Origin of the sequence: Kocuria sp. CPCC 205235, from assembly GCF_040980905.1 — a bacterium.
Lineage (GTDB): Bacteria > Actinomycetota > Actinomycetes > Actinomycetales > Micrococcaceae > Kocuria > Kocuria carniphila.
The window spans coordinates 17,404-34,377 of sequence record NZ_JAVKPR010000001.1 but is presented as its reverse complement, the minus strand read 5'-3'; the positions used below and the strand labels follow the sequence as shown (position 1 = coordinate 34,377).

The following is a 16,974-nucleotide window of genomic DNA, read 5'->3' as shown; positions in this document are numbered from 1 at the left end:
GCCTGCACGTTTCAGTGCTTGTGGGTCAGTGCCTGGGAGTGACCGTGGCTTCTTCCTCGGTGACCTCTAGCGTGCCCTTGAAGGTGAAGGGCACCTCTTCGGAGACCTGGCTGGTCTTGCCATCGAGCAGGTTGACGGAGATGAATTCGATCTTGGCCGTGCCGGGAGCGTCCATGAGGCCCCACCGGTCCACGTTGGGCCCGCTCAACCGGATCTCTGTGGTGGGATACTCGATGATGGACCACTTCACGCTGTCCTGGACACGTCCCGAGAACTCGTACGAGAACGGGCAACCGGCCGGGTACAGGGTGTCCTGTTCGGCGCACGTGTCCAGATAGGTCTTGATCTGCTCGCTGGCCTGCGACTTCAGCTCATCCGAGGGGCTGGCGTCCAGCGTGAGATCGGTCTCTGCATCTGGATCGGTCACCAGGGTCTGTTCGGGCTCGGCCGTCACCATGGGGGACGTGTAGGAACCGGTGTAGATCCCGGGGTAGAAGACCGCGAAGTCACGTGCGGAATCGGTCAGTGCCACGGACTCGCCGTTGATGTCCACCGAGGTGGAACCGGCCATGGTCACGTGCATGGTGGGCAGGGTGGTGCGGTCGAAATCCCACACGGTGAAGAAACCCCACTGGGTGTCCGCGGGGTGGAGAGTGAACTCGGAACTGTGTTCCTGTCCGTCCAACGTGTAGTCGGCGCGGACCACGGCTTGGTCGCTGGTCGAGGACACCGTGGAGATCTCCACGTCGTCTAATTTCTCCGCGGCGGCCTCCAACGGCTCACCGTCCAGCAGGGCCGCGTTCGAATCGGGGACCTCGGCGTTGAGCGCACCGAGAGCCGCGGCGCCGTCGCCGGCCTGGAGCGCGTCGAAGTAAGCCTTGACGTCCGTTTCCGGGCCGTACTGGTACTTGTTGACCAGGGCGATCGTGACCGCCGCGGCCGCGACCGAGAGCACAATGAGAAAAAGCCATGCCCCTACGGCCTTCAGTACGCGGTCGGTTTGTTCCATGGATCATCACGTTAGCCCATCGGCAGGTGCGAGTCGCTAGATGGCGCGATCCGGCGATCCGACCGTCCGATCCAGTGTGCTGCGCCGGTTAAGCTGGTGCGGGTCCACACCAACGGCAGCGGGAGAATCTCAGCACACCATGGCAGAAACAGTTCGGCAGGTTCCGGAGAAATATTCCGCTCCGCAGCATGTCTTTCACCCGCGCATCACCTCGTACGGGCGCAGAATCTGGGCCGCGGTGCCTCCATTTCTCCTAGTGGCCGTGGCTTTGCTGGCGCTGTACTACCGCCGCCCGCGCGGGCCCGTGATCGCGGTGCTGATCCTGCTGGCCTTGGCCGGAGGGGTCATTGCCTACGGGTACCTGCGCCCCGCGCTGACGGTGATCACCCGGACGCACTTCCTCAAGTCGCGCTGGATCGGATTCCACGCCGTACCCCGCGACAGGGTCCATCAGGTGGTCACGGTGGACAAACTTCTGCCTCCGCGCCCCACATCGGGTAAGCCCCGGGGCAGGCCCTACTTGTGGCTCGTGACCGAGACCGGCAAGCGTGCCATGGCGCTCGACGGAATCGTGTGGGATACAACCTCGCTCAAGAGTTTCGCGGACCTGTCCGGCGCGCAGCACGTGAACTTCAAACAGGCCACCCCCGAGCAGGTCAGCACGCATTGGCCCGCGCTCGTTTCCTGGCACGTGCGCTATCCGCGGCTGCGCTACGCGGCGTCCTCGCTGGCCCTGGTGCTCGTGATCGCGCTGGTTGTCTGGCTGACCTTCGTCCAGACCACGTTCCAGTAATAACCGCACACACGCCGACGCCGCGGTGAGACGTCCCGGAGGAGTCTCACCGCGGCGTCGGCGGTCATGAATGCTTGGCGGGCGTCAGACGCTGGTGCTGCCGCCCTGCCCGGCCGCGCCGGCCGCGCGGTGTCGACCACCCAACTCGGATCCGTCGCTGGCGGCGTTGCGAACACCACTGTCCGACTCGCGGTCGGCCTTCTGCCGAGCGCGCTCGATCTCCGCCTCGCGCTCTTCGGTGGCCTCGCGGGTCAACTCCGCACCGGCCTCCTCGTCGCGGGTGAGGTTCTCACCGGTCTCGGGATCGAACACGTGCATGCGGCGGGCATCCAACCAAATATTGGCCGCTGTGCCACCGCGGATGCGGGATGAAGCGTCCAGGGACACGACCACCTGCGAAGGCATCTCGTCCGCGTCCAAGTCCTTGGCCAGCTCGTCGAGCTTGTGCTTGACGGCCTGGTCCTGCTCGAACTGTCTGTAGCCGTACTGCTGGTTACCCAGCCACTCGGTGTGGGTGAACTCGGCCTCGAACGTGGTGCCGTGGGGCACCTTGGCCTCGTCCACGAACTTGGAGTCCTCGAAGTGCTCGGGGCGCAGGCCCAACAGCACAATGTCGTTCTTGCCCGACACTTTCTGCTGCACGCGCTCCGGGACGTCGATGTCACCGATGGGCGTCTTGAACACGTTGCCCTCGATGCGCGCCGGCAGGAAGTTCATGGACGGTGCTCCGATGAAGCCCGCCACGAACAGGTTGACCGGCTGTTCGTACAGCTCACGCGGGGACGCGATCTGCTGCAGCACGCCCTTCTTGAGCACGGCCACGCGGTCACCGAGGGTCATGGCCTCGGTCTGGTCGTGGGTCACGTAAATGGAGGTGATGCCCATCCGGCGCTGCAACTGGGCGATCTCCGTGCGCATCTGACCACGGAGCTTGGCGTCCAGGTTGGACAGCGGCTCGTCGAAGAGGAACGCATCCGCGTCACGCACGATCGCGCGGCCCATGGCCACACGCTGCCGCTGACCGCCGGACAGGTTGGCCGGCTTGCGCTCCAGGTGCTCGTCCAGGTCCAGGGTGTCCGACGCCGCACGGACCTTACGGTCGATCTCGTCGTTGGAGAACTGACCCTTGGACAACCGCAACGGGAACGCAATGTTCTCGTAGACGGTCAGGTGCGGATACAGGGCGTAGTTCTGGAACACCATGGACAGGTTGCGGTCGCGGGGAGCCTTGTCGTTGACGCGCTCGCCGTCAATGAGCAACTCGCCGCTGGTGATGTCCTCGAGTCCCACGACCATGCGCAGGAGGGTGGACTTACCACAACCCGAGGGGCCCACGAGGATCAAAAATTCGCCGTCGGCCACGTCGATGGAGACGTCGTTGACCGCCGGAAAACCGTCGTCGTACTTCTTGACGAGGTTCTGCATGGTAATAGCTGCCATGTCTACTCAGTCCTTACTGTGCTTGAGCTTGAAGTGTTGAGGCACCGGTGGGATCAACCCTTGACCGCGCCCTGGGTCAGGCCGGAAACGATTTGGCGCTGGAAGGCCAGGACCAACAGCACCACGGGGATGGTCACGATGATCGCGGCGGCGGAAATGGCACCGGCGGGATCCTCGAACTGCGACGCGCCCGTGAAGAAGGCCAGCGCCGCCGGCACGGGGCGCGCCGCCGACGTGGAGGTCAGACCGATTCCGTAGACGAAGTCGTTCCACGCAATGAAGAACGCAATGATCGCGGTGGTGAACACACCCGGGGCGGTCAGCGGAACGATCACCTTGCGGAACGCCTGCCATGTGGAAGCGCCGTCGACCTGGGCCGCCCGCTCCAAGTCCCACGGGATCTGCTGGAAAAAGGCCGCCAGCGTCCAAATGGAGATGGGAAGGGTCAGGGACAGGTAAGGAATGATCAGACCGAGCCAGGTGTCGTACAGGCCCACCTGACGCCACAGGTTGAACAGCGGGGTGACAATGGAGATCACCGGGAACATGGACACCATCAGCGCGGTGGTCAGCACGATCCGCTTACCCGGGAAGTCCAGGCGGGCGATTGCGTAGGCGCACAGGGTGGCCAGCACCACGGCGATGAACGTGGCGATCAGTGAGATACCGATCGAGTTCCGCAGCGCGGGAAGGAACAGATCCTTGGCGTCGCCCACGAAGATCTGCTCGTAGTTGTCGGTGACGAACTGGGCGGGCAAGAACTTGCCGGAGCTCAGATCGGCAGGGGTCTTGAACGAGGTCATCAGGATCGACAGCACCGGGAACAGTGCGTAGATCAGCACCAATACGGTGACAATGGCCCATCCGACCTTTTGTTTAGTGCTCAACATGGCGGGTTACCTCCCCTTCCCACTGCCGGCAAGATCCACCTTGAAGACCTTGATCGCGGTGAGAGCTATGAGCATCACGCACAGGAACAAGATCACGGAGATCGCCGAGCCGAGGCCGATTTCCAGGCGTCCGATGGAGGTTCGATACGCGAGCAGCGAGAGCGCCTCCGTGCCGTACTGGCCCTGGGTCATGATGAAGATGTTGTCGAAAATACGGAACGCGTCCAGCGCGCGGAACACCACGGCCACCATGATGGCGGCCTTCATGTTCGGCAGGATCACCTTGGTCAGGCGCTGCCACGCGGAGGCACCGTCCACACGGGCCGCTTCGGAGAGTTCCCCCGGAACCTGTGCCAACCCGGAGAGCAGCAACAGCGAGATGAACGGGGTGGTCTTCCAGATCTCGGACGCCATGATGATGGTCAACGCGGGACCCTGAGAAGCAAACCAGTTGAAGTCCGGTCCGATACCGGGAACCCAGTCGAACCAGTTGTTGACGTAACCGGTGGTGATGTCGAACGCGTAGAACCACGCGAACGCGGAGACCACGGTGATGATTCCATAGGGCACCAGGATCGCGGTGCGCAGGAGGCCGCGGGTGGCCTTGATCGCACTGTGCATGACCAGTGCGAGGGCCAGACCCAGCACGAGTTCCACGAGGACGGTGACCACTGTGATCAACAGGGTGACACCCAGGTTTTGCCAGAACAGGGAGTCGGAGAAAACCGTGGCGTAGTTGCCCAGGAACACGAATTCCTTGTCCCCGGGTGCGGTGAGGCGGAAGGAGAACAGGGAGTCGTACAGGGCCTGCACAATGGGGTACAGGGTCACCAGCAACATGATGATGAACGCGGGGCCGGCCAGCAGCCAACCGAGCTTTCGCTCCGCCCGGACGCGGTCCGAAATCTGCCGTTTGGCCTTGGGCGCTTGGGTCCCAGGTGCTCGGGTCGAAGAATCGACGGTGGTACTCACAGCAGCGCATCTCCCTTCAGGACTTGCTCAATAAAGGCAGTGGTCTCTTTAGGCGTGTTCTCGTTCACGCTCTGCGGTGGCGTCCACTCCTGCTGAATGGCGGTGGAAATCTCGTTGTAGTACGGAGTCTGCGGGCGCGGTGCCGCGTTGTCCAGGGATTCCCGAATGACCGAAGCCTGCGGGTACGCCTCACGCACCGCGGCGTCGTCAAAGGCCTTGGCGGAGGACGGCGGGTTGCCGTTGGTCGCGAAGTACTGCGACTGGTGTTCCGGGGTGACGATGCACTCCACAGCCTCCCAGGCGAGATCCTGGTTTTCGGAAGTGGCACCCACACCAATGTTGATACCACCCAGCGGAGGGGCGGACGGGGTGTCGGCATTGACGCGGGGCCATTGGGCCCAGCCGATATCGTCCACCAGGGACTTGTCCAGTGAACCTTCTTCCACGGCGGCGTTGGACGCCGCCCAGACGAAGGGCCAGTTCACCATGAACGAGCCCATGTCCCCCTGGAACTGGATCATGGATGAGTTTTCGTCCTGGGTGGGTAGACCCGGTCCGCCCAGGCCCTCCTCGCCAATGGTGCCCACGATCTCGGCAGCCTTCTCACCGGCCTCGCTGTTCAAGGTGATTTCTGCGTCCTGGCCCTCTTCGCCGGAGGTGATGATCTGGCCGCCGGCCGAGGCGACCAGTCCGTTGACCCACACGGTCATGGACTCGGCCTGGGTGCCTTGAACGCCCAAATACTTGTCCTGGCTGCGTGCGGCGTCAATGATTTGATCCCACGTGACCGGCTTGGACATGTCCAGACCGGCGGCTTGTGCGACCGACTTGCGGTACCAGAGCAACTGGGTGTTGGCCCAGAACGGTACGGCCACGATCTCACCGTCCCACTTGGCGCCCTCGAGTGGGCCGTCCAGGGTGTCCGAGGTGGTCCTTTCGACCACGTCCGCCGGCGGCTTGGCCAGGAACCCGGGCTCGGCGAGCTCGGGAACGAACGGCGGGTCCAGGCTCATGATGTCCATGGACGTGTCGCCGGCGGCCAATCGCCGGGCCAACTGCTCTCGCTGCGAGGACGCATCGCGGGGCAGCAGGGACGTTTCGATCTTGTACTTCCCGTCAGAGGCCGCGGAGCATTGTTCCGCAATGGTGGCCTGCCCGCCGTCGTCCGGGTTGATGTACCACGTGAGCGTGGGCGGGCCCGATTCTTGCGAACCGCACGCCGTCAGCAACATTGCCGACGCGCCCGCGAGCGCAACCGCACTGCGGATCCGGCGTCCCCTCCGCGCCCTGCGTGGTGTGTGAGTGGCTTTCACTATGATTCCTCCCCTGTGACAAGGTCATCCACTGGGCAGTGAGCCCATGGACCCGGAAGGGTCATCAGGCTGCTCAGCATTTACTCAGTCTATGGGTGAGGCATCTCACACCTGTCGACCGACGCGGTCACGAAAGCACTACGGCAATGATTGCCATGGTGACCATCGAGAACACCGTGGTGACCAGGACCGTGTCACGGCTCACAGTGGTTGCGCGTTTATACCGTACCGCCGTCACGTAGAGATTTTGAGCAGTGGGCAGGGATGCCATGATCACCGTGGCGTACAGGGCATGACCCTCGAGCCCCAGGAGGTGCCCCAAGAGCAGGGCGAGCGCGGGGTGGACGAACAACTTTGCCGCGGAGGCAAGCAGAGTGTCCATGCGTTCGCGCTTGTCCGACAGGGGTCGTGAGCCCACCAGGGACATGCCGAAGGCCAGCAGCATGGCGGGGATGCTTGCGCCGGCGACCAGTTCAATGGGCTGCAGCACCAGATCGGGCAGGTGCCATCCGGTGGCTCCGAACAGGATGCCCAGCAGGGACCCCACGATCAGTGGATTGGTGAACGTGTTCTTAAGAATCGAGCCCGGGGTGGGTCTGGCGCCGTCGGTGAGGGTGTCCATGGCCGTGAGATAGAGGGGTGAGTTGATGGCCAGCTGGAACAGCATCACGGGGGCCACCTGAGACGCGTCCCCCAACACGAACATCGCAATGGGGATACCCAGATTTGCGGCGTTGACCTGCGCGGCGGCCTGTGACCCCATCACCACGGTGGCGGCGTCGCGCTTGAGGGCGAAGCGGGCAACGGCCGCATACAACAGCATGGTGACCCATGCGGAGACGGCTGCGATCAAGAGGGGAGCGGAAAACATCTGGGCGATGTCCGCCTGCGAAATGGTGAGGAACAGCAGCGGCGGTGAGGCCACGTAGAACGAGAGCTTGGACAGCACCACTTGCCCGTGCGGACCCAGGAAGCCCGAGCGGCCCACCAGGAATCCCACCCCGATCACGGCCCAGATGATGAAGAATCCGGAAAACACGCCGCTCACGGGCGAGTCCCCTCTGCAACGAAGTTCGGGTGCTGTTCTCCTTGCGGGAGAGAAGGTCCGGGAGCCACCGCCGTGGCTACAGTGCCGCTACAGCGGCGTCTTCCTGGGCTTCGGTGTGATCGCGCGCCTTTGGCGGGCGCACCATGTCACCGGTGACGGCATCCGCGGGGTCCGAACCCAGCGCCACGATCTTGTTGTTCTCGTCCACGTGCACCACGTGGGGGTTGTAATTCTGGGCTTCCGCGGTGTCCATGAGCCCGTAGGAAATCAGGATCACCAGGTCGCCCGGGTGCACCAGGTGGGCTGCGGCGCCGTTGATTCCGACCACACCGCTGCCGCGCTCGCCGGCGATCGTGTACGTCTCAAGACGGGCGCCGTTGTCGATGTCCACGATGGAGACCTGCTCGCCCGGAAGGATATTGGCCGCATCCAGGAGGTCCTGGTCGACGGTCACGGATCCCACGTAGTGCAGGTCGGCCTGGGTCACGGTTGCTCGGTGGATCTTGCCGGTAAACATGGTGCGCAGCATGGGTGCTCCTCGACGCGTGCAATAAGTAACACGAACCCCGGGTCCTCGAAAGGTTTCCCGGGGTGGTGGCGCGATATGGAGCGGCTGACGGGAATCGAACCCGCGTATCAGGCTTGGGAAGCGTGCGCTCTACCATTGAGCTACAGCCGCGCGTTGCACCAATCAGACCTAACGGCCCGATTGAACGCCACCGAGTCTACAACAACTTCAGCGGGGACTTTCTTCCCAGGCCCCCGAACCACGAGGTAGGAGCGCCCATGATCCGGCCAGCCGATCAGCGTGACCTGATTTCGCTCCCAGCTGTGGAAGTGGCCGCGGGCAAGATCTTCGAGGACGTTGGCATGCCTGAGATCGCACTGGACGTCCCGCCCAGTCTGACCTGGCTGGGTGGCTTCCAACGAGCGGGCCGGTTATGGGTCGCGACCGACGACGCCGGAGAGCCGGCCGCGTACTGCGCTGTCGAGCTGATCGGGGCCAATGCCCACATCGCGCAGGTTTCGGTTCACCCCAGGCTGGCCGGGCGGCGCATTGGTGCGGCCCTCATCGACACCGTGGGTGATTGGGCCGAGACCCAAGGCTTGGACGGACTGTCCCTGACCACGTTCCGAGACGTTCCGTGGAACGCGCCCTACTACGCGCGCCTGGGCTTCCGCGAACTGCCGGAGGGAGAGTGGTCCCCGGAGCTGCGTGCTGTGGTCGACCGTGAAACCGCGCAAGGACTGGATCCTGCCGCGCGGGTGGTCATGATGAAACCTCTGTGACCGGTACCGGTGCACTACCGTGTAAGCGTGCTCATCTCCGATCGTGATATTCGCAGCCTCATGGATTCCGGCCGTGTGCAGCTGGAACCGTACGACCCAGCCATGATCCAGCCCGCCAGCGTGGACGTGCGCCTGGACCGGTGGTTCCGGTTGTTCGACAACCACAAGTACGCGCACATCGATCCCGCCCAGGAGCAACCCGAACTCACGCGGTTGATCGAGGTCGACCCCGACGAACCATTCGTGCTGCATCCCGGCGAGTTCGTCCTGGGCGCCACCTACGAAAAGGTCACGCTCCCCGACGACGTCGCCGCGAGACTCGAGGGTAAATCCTCCCTGGGTAGGTTGGGCCTTCTCACGCACTCCACCGCGGGGTTCATCGACCCCGGATTCTCCGGCCACGTGACGCTGGAACTGTCCAACATGGCCACGCTCCCCATCAAGCTGTGGCCGGGTTCCAAGGTGGGGCAGTTGTGCTTCTTCCAGCTCTCGTCCGCCGCGGAGCACCCCTACGGTAGCGGCGCCTACGGGAACCGGTATCAGGGTCAGCGCGGCCCCACGGCCTCGCGCAGCCATGTGAACTTTCACCGATCGCCGGTCGAATAGGACGTCCACGCCCCTGCCCGATGGAGTGGAACGCCGTATATGCCGTGTAAGGCATCTGCGGCGTACTGGTGTCATCAGGCCTGAACGGTCGTGAAGCCCTTGGGTGGCTTGGGCGTGAACAGCAGCAGGAGCAACCCCACGCCCACCACACTCAGGATCCCCAGGATGCCCCAGATCTGGGCACCGAACGCGGTGACGAAAATGCCGAACATCAGGGGTGCCAGGAAGCTGACGGCTCGACCCGTGGTTGCGTAGAGGCCGTACATCTCCCCGTCGCGACCGGACGGGGTCAGTCGTCCCAGGTAAGTTCGCGACGCCGCTTGAGCAGGTCCCACGAACAAGCACAGCGCCAGGCCGCACACCCAGAACGCGGTGGAGCCCTCCCAGAACAACAAGACGGAACCCGCGACCATGATGCCGAGCAGCGACACGACGATCACGGCACGGGGGCCGGCAGCGTCGTCGAACTTGCCGCCCACGATCGCGCCGAGCGCTGCGGCGATATTGGCGACCACCGCGAAAATGATGACCTCGGACATCGAAAAACCAAAGGTACCCGCCGCAAGAACGCCGCCGAACGTGAAGATACCGGCGAGCCCGTCGCGGAAGATGGCGGAGGAGAGCAAAAAGTAGACGGTGGCGGGGGAACGGCGCCAGACCCTGGCAATTGTGCGGAACAAATCTCTGTACGAGGCCAAGATGCCGCGGCGCGGGGCGGGTGAGGCGGCGTCGTCGTCGATCTCGAGTGGGCGGTAGGGCATGCTGCGAGCGCGCAGCATCAGGGGCAGTGAGAACACCAGAACCCACACGGCGCTGAACAGGGCCACAGAACGGTAATTGAGGGCGTCCTCGGTGGCGATCCCCAGAAAACCGGGCTGGACGAAGCCGAAGAGCACGAACGCCAACGCCACGATGCCGCCCAAGTAGCCGGCACCCCAGCCCCAACCGGAAACCGCACCGATCTTCCGGGGGCCGGCCAGACCGGGGAGCATGGCGTTGTAACTGACCTCGGCGAACTCGGCCACGATGCTGGCGATGGCGATCATTGCGACACCGAAGATCAGGAAGGACGGCTCGGGGCGGGCGAAGAACGCGAGGCCCGTGAAGAGCGCCAGCAACACCGTGTTGACACCCAAGAAGCGGGAACGGGAGCGAGGTGCGTCCGAGCGCTGCCCGATCAACGGGGCGGTCAGGGCGATGAAGAAGCCCGCGATGGCCATGCCCGCGCTCAGCACGGCAGACGTGTGCTCGGGTGAGCCGAAGGACGAACTTGTCAGGTACACGGTGAACACGAAGGTGAGCATGATCGCGTGGAACGCTGAGGATCCCGTGTCCCACAAGCACCAGGCGAGGACCTGTGCGCGCGTTCCCACGGTCTCCCGGGCTTGAGTGGTCATGGCCCCCACCCTAGGGCCCAGATGTGACCCGCGGGTAAAGAATTAACGGGGTGGCGCGCGAGCTTTTCGTTCCTCGGTTCACCCAGAGGAAAATGTGGACGTGTCATTTATGCGCTTTGTTAGGATTGGCAGGAATCTTCCGGCCCGTCCGCCTGGGTAGAACCGTGCCTTTCGTGGGGGTCATGTCCATGCTGTTTGTGACCTCCAGAGAGGTTTAGGTTTCTATGCTCGCTGTGCTGCTCCTCCACGGCCTTGCAGCCCTGTGTGCGCCAGCGATCCTCAAACGAACCGGACGATCCGGCTTCTACGCCGTGGCACTGGTGCCCCTTGGTTCGTTGATTTGGCTGTTCACTCAAACTCCCCGCGTCTACGGTGAATCCGGCGAGTGGTACAGCACCCTCGAGTGGATCCCGCAGCTGGGGATCACCCTGGCCTTCCGCATGGACGCGCTCGCCTACATGATGAGCCTGCTGATCCTGGGTGTGGGCGCACTCGTGTTGATTTACTGTGCGCTGTACTTCAAGTCCGATGCGGACGGGATCGGGGCCTTCGCAGCGCAGCTCGTGGCGTTCGCCGGGGCCATGTTCGGTCTGGTCACCGCGGACGACCTCCTGGTGCTCTTCGTCTTCTGGGAAATCACCTCGGTCCTGTCGTTCCTGCTGATCAGCTACTCGCGCACCAAGCTCGCCGCTCGTCGCGCCGCGTTGCAGGCGCTCGTGATCACCACCGCGGGTGGCCTGGCGATGCTCGTGGGCATGATCATGCTGGGCGAGGCCGCGGGGACCTACCGCGTCTCACAGATTGTCGACGCCGCCCCGGAACTGATGGCGACGTCCGCCACCCTCAACGCGGCCATTATCCTGATCCTGGCCGGCGCGATCTCCAAGTCCGCGCTGTTCCCCACACACTTCTGGCTTCCCGCGGCCATGGCCGCACCCACGCCGGTCTCCGCATACCTGCACGCTGCGGCCATGGTCAAGGCCGGCATCTACCTGGTGGCACGATTCGCTCCGGGGTTCGCCGCGACCGAGTGGTGGTTGCCGGTCACGGTTTCCCTGGGTCTGGCCACCATGATCTTCGGCGGCTGGGTGGCCCTGCGCCAGTTCGACCTCAAACTCATCCTCGCCTACGGCACCGTGAGTCAGTTGGGCTTCATCACCGCGGTCATCAGTTTTGGTTCCGCGGACACGGCCATGGCCGGCATGGGCATGGTCATGGCCCACGGTCTGTTCAAGGCCACCCTGTTCCTGTGCGTGGGCATCATCGACCACCAGGCCGGAACGCGAGACATCCGCAGGCTCTCGGGTGTGGGGCGCAGTGCTCCCAAGTTGTTCGTCGTTTCGCTCATCGGTGCCGCGTCCATGGCGGGTGTGCCACCGCTGTTCGGTTTCGTGACTAAGGAAGCCGTGCTCACCGCACTCGTGGACCACAGCGCGGAACCCCTGGGCATGATCATGCTCGTGGGCGTGGTCATCGGCTCCATCCTGACCTTCGCCTACAGCGCGCGCTTCATGTGGGGTGGCTTCGCCCGCAAGCCAGGACAATTCTCCGAACTGGACACCGCAGAGGATGGCCAGTCGGTCATCGGTGACTTCAAGCCGGTCCCGTGGGGTTTCATCCTGGCCCCGGCCGTTCTGGCAGTCCTCACCGTAGTGTTCGGTCTGTACCCCAAGCCCATGGAAGCCGGTATCAAGCCCTATCAGGAGGAGTTCTCCGACGCCGCCGAATCCGGGGTGCACTTGGTGCTGTGGCACGGATTCACCGTGGCCCTGGGCCTGTCCGCGCTGATCATCGCCTTGGGTGCGGTGCTGTACTTCGCTCGCCGCCCCGTGGGCCAGTTCCAGGACAGGCTGCCGGAGGTTCCCACCGGTGACTTCGTTTACCGAAAGATCGTCAACGCACTGGACCTGGTGGCCGTGTGGGTCACCGGTCGCACACAGCGTGGTTCGCTGAAGTTCTACCTGTCGGTCATCCTGGTTACCGCGATCGTGGTGCCCCTGATCGCGCTGTTCTGGTACGAAACCCCGCCGTTGGCCGACACCCGCTACGCGGATTCCCCGGGCCAGTTGGTCACCGGCATTGCCATGATCGTGGCGGCACTGTTGGTGCTCACCGCGGGCAAGCGGTTCCTCGCGGTGCTGCTCGTTTCCGTGACCGGTTACGGCCTTGCGCTCATCTTCGCCCTGCAGGGTGCCCCGGACCTGGCGCTGACCCAGACGCTCGTGGAGACCATCATGCTGGTGGCCTTCGTGCTGGCGCTGCGTTCGCTGCCCGGTCCACTGTGGAACCGCCGACCCGCCGGTCGCAAGGCCTTCCGCGTGATCTTCGCCGTGGCGTTCGGGCTGTTCATGATGGCCCTTGCGGCCTTCTCGATCTCGTCCCGCTCCGCCGAGCGCATCTCGCTCGACCTGCCTCGCCTGGCTTACGAAGAGGGCGACGGCGCCAACGTGGTCAACGTGATCCTGGTCGACATCCGCGCGTGGGACACCTTCGGTGAGATCACCGTGCTGGTCGTGGCGGCCACCGGCATCGCCTCGTTGATCTTCGTGAAGAGCCGTGGCGACAGGTTGCGCAGCGAGCGGCACCAGCTGGACACGTCTGAACTCAAGATGATCCGCACGATGAACGCGGCCGCCCATTCGCAGAACGTCAACACCGAGCAGCTGGATCTGGCCCGTCGCTTCTCATCACGCCCGGATGCCGACCCGTTCATCCTGGCCGGCCGGACGCTGGCACCCGAACGGCGCTCCATCATCTTCGAAGTGATCACACGGTTGCTGTTCCACACCATCATGATGGTCTCCATCTACCTGCTGATCGCCGGGCACAATGACCCCGGTGGCGGCTTTGCCGGTGGCCTCATGGCCGCCCTGGCGCTCACGCTGCGCTATCTGGCCGGCGGCCGTTACGAACTGGAACGGGCCACCCCGGTCAATGCCGGTTGGATGCTCGGTGCGGGTCTGGCCATCGCCTCGCTCTACTCGATCGTGCCCGTGCTTTTCGGTGGCACCGTCATGCAGAGCTACACGTTCGAGTGGGACATGATCGTGTTCGGCCACGTGAAATTCGTGACCTCCGTGATCTTCGACATCGGTGTCTACCTGATCGTGATCGGACTGGTCCTGGACATCCTGCGTTCGTTGGGCGGGCGCATCGACGAGCGTAAGGAACGTGAGGCCTTCGACGGCACCACCAAGAAGGGCGGTGGTTCTCGCATCCGCGTGACCCGCAGCGGTCCGTCCGTCTCCGCGCAGCGCGTGGGGGACTCCGCTTCCGCAACCACGTCCAACGGACCCGGAGCCTCGGCCACGGGTGGCAACCCCACGGAGGTGCAGGGATGACTGTCAACCTGACATTGCTCGTGGTCATGGGCGTGATGTACTCCGTGGGCGTGTACTTGCTCCTGGAACGCTCCATGACCCGCGTGTTGCTGGGCATCATGCTCTTGACCAACGCCACCAACCTACTGATCCTGCACGCGGGTGGCGCCCCCGGATTCGCTCCGCTCTACAACAAGGATCTTGACGGATCCGAGTACTCGGATCCCCTACCGCAGGCGTTGATCCTGACCGCGATCGTGATTTCGCTGGCCACCACGGCGTTCATCCTGAGCATGATCTACCGCTCCTGGACCCTGGCCCGCCGCGACGAGATCCAGGACGACCTTGAAGACCGTCGCGTGGCACAGCAGTCCGCCTACGACGCCGAGGACGACGACGCCATGCCCCAGGACTCCTCCGAGTTCACCGACTCGGACACTCCGCCCGTACGGCCACGTCACAACGAAGAGGAAGCCACTGAGTCCCCCGGACATCACCGAGCACAGCACCTGGCTGCCCCTTCATCACCGGACTACGTCGAACACGCAGAGGGCCATCGCCATGAGGGTCACGGACCCGAGGACACCGGAGAGGAGGGTCGATCATGAACTATGACTTCGCGCAGCTAGCTCCGCTGGCCGTGGTGATCCCCTTCCTGGGCGCCGCGATGAACATGTTGATCGTGCACCGGAACCGGTTGCAGCGCTTCGTGACGATCGGTGCCATGAGCGTGACTCTGGCGTTGAACGTGATGATCATGATCACCGTGTGGAACCAGGGCCCGCAGGCCATCCACCTGGGTGATTGGGCCGCACCCTTCGGCATCGTGATGGTCGTCGACCAGCTGTCCGCCCTGATGCTCGTGGTCTCCGTGGTCGTTTCCTTGGCGGTGTTGATCTACGCGGCGGGCGAGGGCGTCGCCGACGGCGACGACGAGGGCCCCATCTCGATCTTCTACCCCACCTTCTTGATCCTGGTGGCCGGTGTCTCCAACGCGTTCCTCGCCGGAGACCTGTTCAACTTGTACGTGGGTTTCGAGATCCTGCTGACCGCCTCCTACGTGCTACTGACCATGGGCGGAACCGTGCAGCGCATCCGTGCCGGCGTCACCTACGTGGTGGTCTCGGTGATCTCCTCCGTGCTGTTCCTGATTTCGATCGGCATGATCTACGGCGCCACAGGCACGGTGAACATGGCCGATCTGTCCATGAAGTTGGCGGACCTGCCGCAGGGCACCCAGATGCAGCTGCACCTGATGCTGCTCATCGCGTTCGGCGTGAAGGCCGCAATCTTCCCGCTGTCGTTCTGGCTGCCCGACTCCTACCCGACCGCCTCCGCACCGGTGACCGCCGTGTTCGCGGGCCTGTTGACCAAGGTGGGCGTCTACTCGATCATCCGTACCGAGACCCTGTTGTTCCCCGGAACACAGATCAACGACCTACTCATGTGGGTCGCCCTGCTCACCATGCTGGTGGGCATCCTGGGTGCGCTGGCCCAGATCGACATCAAACGTATGCTCTCGTTCACGCTGATCAGTCACATCGGGTACATGATCTTCGGCATCGCAGTGGGGACCGAGGCCGCGTTGGCGGCAGTGGTCTATTACATTGCCCACCACATCGTGATCCAGACCAGCCTGTTCCTGGTTGCTGGCCTGATCGAACGGCGTGGCGGCTCCACCAACGTGGATCGCCTCGCGGGCATGCTCAAGATCTCACCGTTGCTCGGCATTCTGTACATGATCCCGGCCCTGAACCTGGGTGGCATTCCGCCGTTCTCCGGCTTCCTGGGCAAGGTGGGGCTCCTGGAAGCGGGCGTTGCCCGCGGAACCGGCCTGGATTACCTGCTGGTGGGTGTCAGCGTGTTCGTGTCGCTGCTGACCCTGCTCGCGCTGATTCGCGTGTGGATTCGTGTGTTCCTGCGCAGCGTGGACGACGCCGAGTATCCGGACCCCGTGCTGCGCTCCACCACCGTGGACGGCAAGCGACCGCGGACCTCCGGGCCCGCATCCCGCGACCAGTCCAGCACCTTTGCCGGTCGTGGCGCCGTGGTGCTCATGCCGAGCTTCATGGTGGGCGCAACCACGGCGCTGGTGATCGTGGGTGTTGCGTTGACCGTCTTCGCCGGGCCGCTCTTCGATCTGGCGGATAACGCTTCGCAGAACCTGATCAACCCGGACCGCTACATCGATGCCGTCTTCGCCCCGGTGGGCCAGGGTGGCGTGAGCGAGGAGGCGCAGTGAGTACTTCCCCCACCCTGAAGCGTTCCCAGAGCACGTTCCGCGCCGATATCCCGCTGCTGTTGTGGTTGGTCGTGGTGTGGGGTGCCCTGTGGGGCGATTGGAGTCTGGGAAACCTGGTGTTCGGGTTGATCCTTGCGCTGATCGTGACCCGCGCGCTCACTTTGCCTCCCATCACACTGTCCGGCCGTTTCAACGTGCTCCACTTCGCGGTGTTCGTGGCAACGTTCATCTGGCAGGTGGCCAAGGCTAGTTTCCACGTCTTCACGCTGGCCCTGATTCAAGGACCCAAGGTGCACAACGCCGTGGTGGGTGTGAAGTTGCGACAGAACAACGACCTGCTGATGACCGCGGTGGGCCACACCATGGCCCTGATCCCGGGCTCCCTGGTCATCGAGGTGGACCGTGCGTCGGGCATTCTGTACTTCCACGTTCTGGACGTATCGAACGAAGAACAGGCAGAGATCTTCCGCAAGTCCGCACTCAGGATCGAAGCCGCCTGGATCCGCATCATGGGCACCAAGGAACAGCTGAAGGAACTGAAGCACGAGTCCAAGGGCGATGACACGACCACGACCGGCATGATTCATTCGCCATCCACTCAGATGCACCGCGCAGGCGGGGCAGCTGAGCGGGCTGATCGGGGAGAGGAGTAAG

The 16,974-nt window shown here is 63.8% G+C and carries 15 protein-coding genes and 1 tRNA gene; 7 read left to right on the top strand and 9 right to left on the bottom strand.

Annotation, left to right across the window (positions count from 1 at the left end; all coding sequences use genetic code 11):
* Positions 1 to 25: 25 nt before the first annotated feature.
* Positions 26 to 1,009 (bottom strand): hypothetical protein, encoded by a 984-nt coding sequence (locus RF638_RS00165; RefSeq protein ID WP_259915031.1) that lies wholly within the window; start codon positions 1,007 to 1,009, stop codon positions 26 to 28.
* A 139-nt stretch (positions 1,010 to 1,148) separates the two neighbouring features.
* On the opposite strand from RF638_RS00165, the gene RF638_RS00160 reads away from it, so the two are divergent.
* Positions 1,149 to 1,802, top strand: a complete 654-nt coding sequence (locus RF638_RS00160; RefSeq protein ID WP_259915034.1) for a hypothetical protein — start codon at positions 1,149 to 1,151, stop codon at positions 1,800 to 1,802.
* An 84-nt stretch (positions 1,803 to 1,886) separates the two neighbouring features.
* Here RF638_RS00160 and RF638_RS00155 read toward each other — a convergent pair whose 3' ends face one another.
* The 7 genes from RF638_RS00155 to RF638_RS00125 all read right to left on the bottom strand — a co-directional run bounded on the left by RF638_RS00155 (position 1,887) and on the right by RF638_RS00125 (position 8,144).
* Positions 1,887 to 3,242, bottom strand: a complete 1,356-nt coding sequence (locus RF638_RS00155) for an ABC transporter ATP-binding protein (protein WP_259915036.1) — start codon at positions 3,240 to 3,242, stop codon at positions 1,887 to 1,889.
* A gap of 53 nt (positions 3,243 to 3,295) precedes the next feature.
* On the bottom strand, positions 3,296 to 4,132 hold the full coding sequence (locus tag RF638_RS00150; protein ID WP_345310267.1) for a carbohydrate ABC transporter permease: 837 nt from the start codon (positions 4,130 to 4,132) through the stop codon (positions 3,296 to 3,298).
* 6 nt (positions 4,133 to 4,138) lie between these two features.
* A complete protein-coding gene (locus RF638_RS00145; protein ID WP_368841175.1) occupies positions 4,139 to 5,104 on the bottom strand; it encodes a carbohydrate ABC transporter permease in 966 nt (321 codons plus the stop codon).
* The gene (locus RF638_RS00140) at positions 5,101 to 6,417 is read right to left on the bottom strand and encodes an extracellular solute-binding protein (protein WP_368841174.1); all 1,317 of its coding nucleotides are present in this window, start codon (positions 6,415 to 6,417) and stop codon (positions 5,101 to 5,103) included. Before RF638_RS00140 ends, RF638_RS00145 begins: the two co-directional genes overlap by 4 nt.
* A gap of 127 nt (positions 6,418 to 6,544) precedes the next feature.
* Positions 6,545 to 7,465: an AEC family transporter gene (locus RF638_RS00135; protein ID WP_368841173.1), complete on the bottom strand. Its 921-nt coding sequence runs from the start codon at positions 7,463 to 7,465 to the stop codon at positions 6,545 to 6,547.
* A gap of 76 nt (positions 7,466 to 7,541) precedes the next feature.
* Positions 7,542 to 7,994: an aspartate 1-decarboxylase gene (panD, locus tag RF638_RS00130; protein WP_368841172.1), complete on the bottom strand. Its 453-nt coding sequence runs from the start codon at positions 7,992 to 7,994 to the stop codon at positions 7,542 to 7,544.
* Between the two features lie 76 nt (positions 7,995 to 8,070).
* Positions 8,071 to 8,144: transfer RNA gene (locus RF638_RS00125), tRNA-Gly, on the bottom strand.
* A 107-nt stretch (positions 8,145 to 8,251) separates the two neighbouring features.
* Between RF638_RS00125 and RF638_RS00120 the strand changes: the two genes are divergently transcribed.
* Together RF638_RS00120 and dcd are read left to right on the top strand one after the other, a co-directional pair.
* Entirely contained in the window at positions 8,252 to 8,755 is a 504-nt protein-coding gene (locus tag RF638_RS00120; RefSeq protein WP_095796370.1) for a GNAT family N-acetyltransferase, read from the top strand.
* A 27-nt stretch (positions 8,756 to 8,782) separates the two neighbouring features.
* Positions 8,783 to 9,361: a dCTP deaminase gene (gene dcd, locus RF638_RS00115; protein ID WP_259915047.1), complete on the top strand. Its 579-nt coding sequence runs from the start codon at positions 8,783 to 8,785 to the stop codon at positions 9,359 to 9,361.
* A gap of 74 nt (positions 9,362 to 9,435) precedes the next feature.
* On the opposite strand, the gene RF638_RS00110 is transcribed toward dcd, so the two are convergent.
* Positions 9,436 to 10,758: an MFS transporter gene (locus tag RF638_RS00110; protein ID WP_129699566.1), complete on the bottom strand. Its 1,323-nt coding sequence runs from the start codon at positions 10,756 to 10,758 to the stop codon at positions 9,436 to 9,438.
* A gap of 224 nt (positions 10,759 to 10,982) precedes the next feature.
* Between RF638_RS00110 and RF638_RS00105 the strand changes: the two genes are divergently transcribed.
* The 4 genes from RF638_RS00105 to RF638_RS00090 are packed head-to-tail and all read left to right on the top strand — an operon-like array spanning position 10,983 to position 16,973.
* Positions 10,983 to 14,099, top strand: coding sequence for a Na+/H+ antiporter subunit A (locus tag RF638_RS00105; RefSeq protein ID WP_259915053.1), 3,117 nt, complete (start codon positions 10,983 to 10,985; stop codon positions 14,097 to 14,099).
* Positions 14,096 to 14,686, top strand: a complete 591-nt coding sequence (locus RF638_RS00100) for a Na(+)/H(+) antiporter subunit C (RefSeq protein ID WP_016997736.1) — start codon at positions 14,096 to 14,098, stop codon at positions 14,684 to 14,686. Before RF638_RS00105 ends, RF638_RS00100 begins: the two co-directional genes overlap by 4 nt.
* On the top strand, positions 14,683 to 16,320 hold the full coding sequence (locus RF638_RS00095) for a Na+/H+ antiporter subunit D (protein ID WP_095796374.1): 1,638 nt from the start codon (positions 14,683 to 14,685) through the stop codon (positions 16,318 to 16,320). The genes RF638_RS00100 and RF638_RS00095 overlap by 4 nt, the downstream gene beginning before the upstream one ends.
* Complete coding sequence (locus tag RF638_RS00090) at positions 16,317 to 16,973, top strand: Na+/H+ antiporter subunit E (protein ID WP_129699568.1); 657 nt, start codon at positions 16,317 to 16,319, stop codon at positions 16,971 to 16,973. The genes RF638_RS00095 and RF638_RS00090 overlap by 4 nt, the downstream gene beginning before the upstream one ends.
* Position 16,974 lies beyond the last annotated feature (1 nt).

Excerpts from the sequence above, each read along its gene's own strand:
- RF638_RS00165 (WP_259915031.1), bottom strand. The coding sequence starts at position 1,009 with ATGGAACAAACCGACCGCGTACTGAAGGCCGTAGGGGCATGGCTTTTT.
- RF638_RS00160 (WP_259915034.1), top strand. The coding sequence starts at position 1,149 with ATGGCAGAAACAGTTCGGCAGGTTCCGGAGAAATATTCCGCTCCGCAG.
- RF638_RS00155 (WP_259915036.1), bottom strand. The coding sequence starts at position 3,242 with ATGGCAGCTATTACCATGCAGAACCTCGTCAAGAAGTACGACGACGGT.
- RF638_RS00150 (WP_345310267.1), bottom strand. The coding sequence starts at position 4,132 with ATGTTGAGCACTAAACAAAAGGTCGGATGGGCCATTGTCACCGTATTG.
- panD (WP_368841172.1), bottom strand. The coding sequence starts at position 7,994 with ATGCTGCGCACCATGTTTACCGGCAAGATCCACCGAGCAACCGTGACC.
- RF638_RS00120 (WP_095796370.1), top strand. The coding sequence starts at position 8,252 with ATGATCCGGCCAGCCGATCAGCGTGACCTGATTTCGCTCCCAGCTGTG.
- RF638_RS00110 (WP_129699566.1), bottom strand. The coding sequence starts at position 10,758 with ATGACCACTCAAGCCCGGGAGACCGTGGGAACGCGCGCACAGGTCCTC.
- RF638_RS00105 (WP_259915053.1), top strand. The coding sequence starts at position 10,983 with ATGCTCGCTGTGCTGCTCCTCCACGGCCTTGCAGCCCTGTGTGCGCCA.
- RF638_RS00100 (WP_016997736.1), top strand. The coding sequence starts at position 14,096 with ATGACTGTCAACCTGACATTGCTCGTGGTCATGGGCGTGATGTACTCC.
- RF638_RS00095 (WP_095796374.1), top strand. The coding sequence starts at position 14,683 with ATGAACTATGACTTCGCGCAGCTAGCTCCGCTGGCCGTGGTGATCCCC.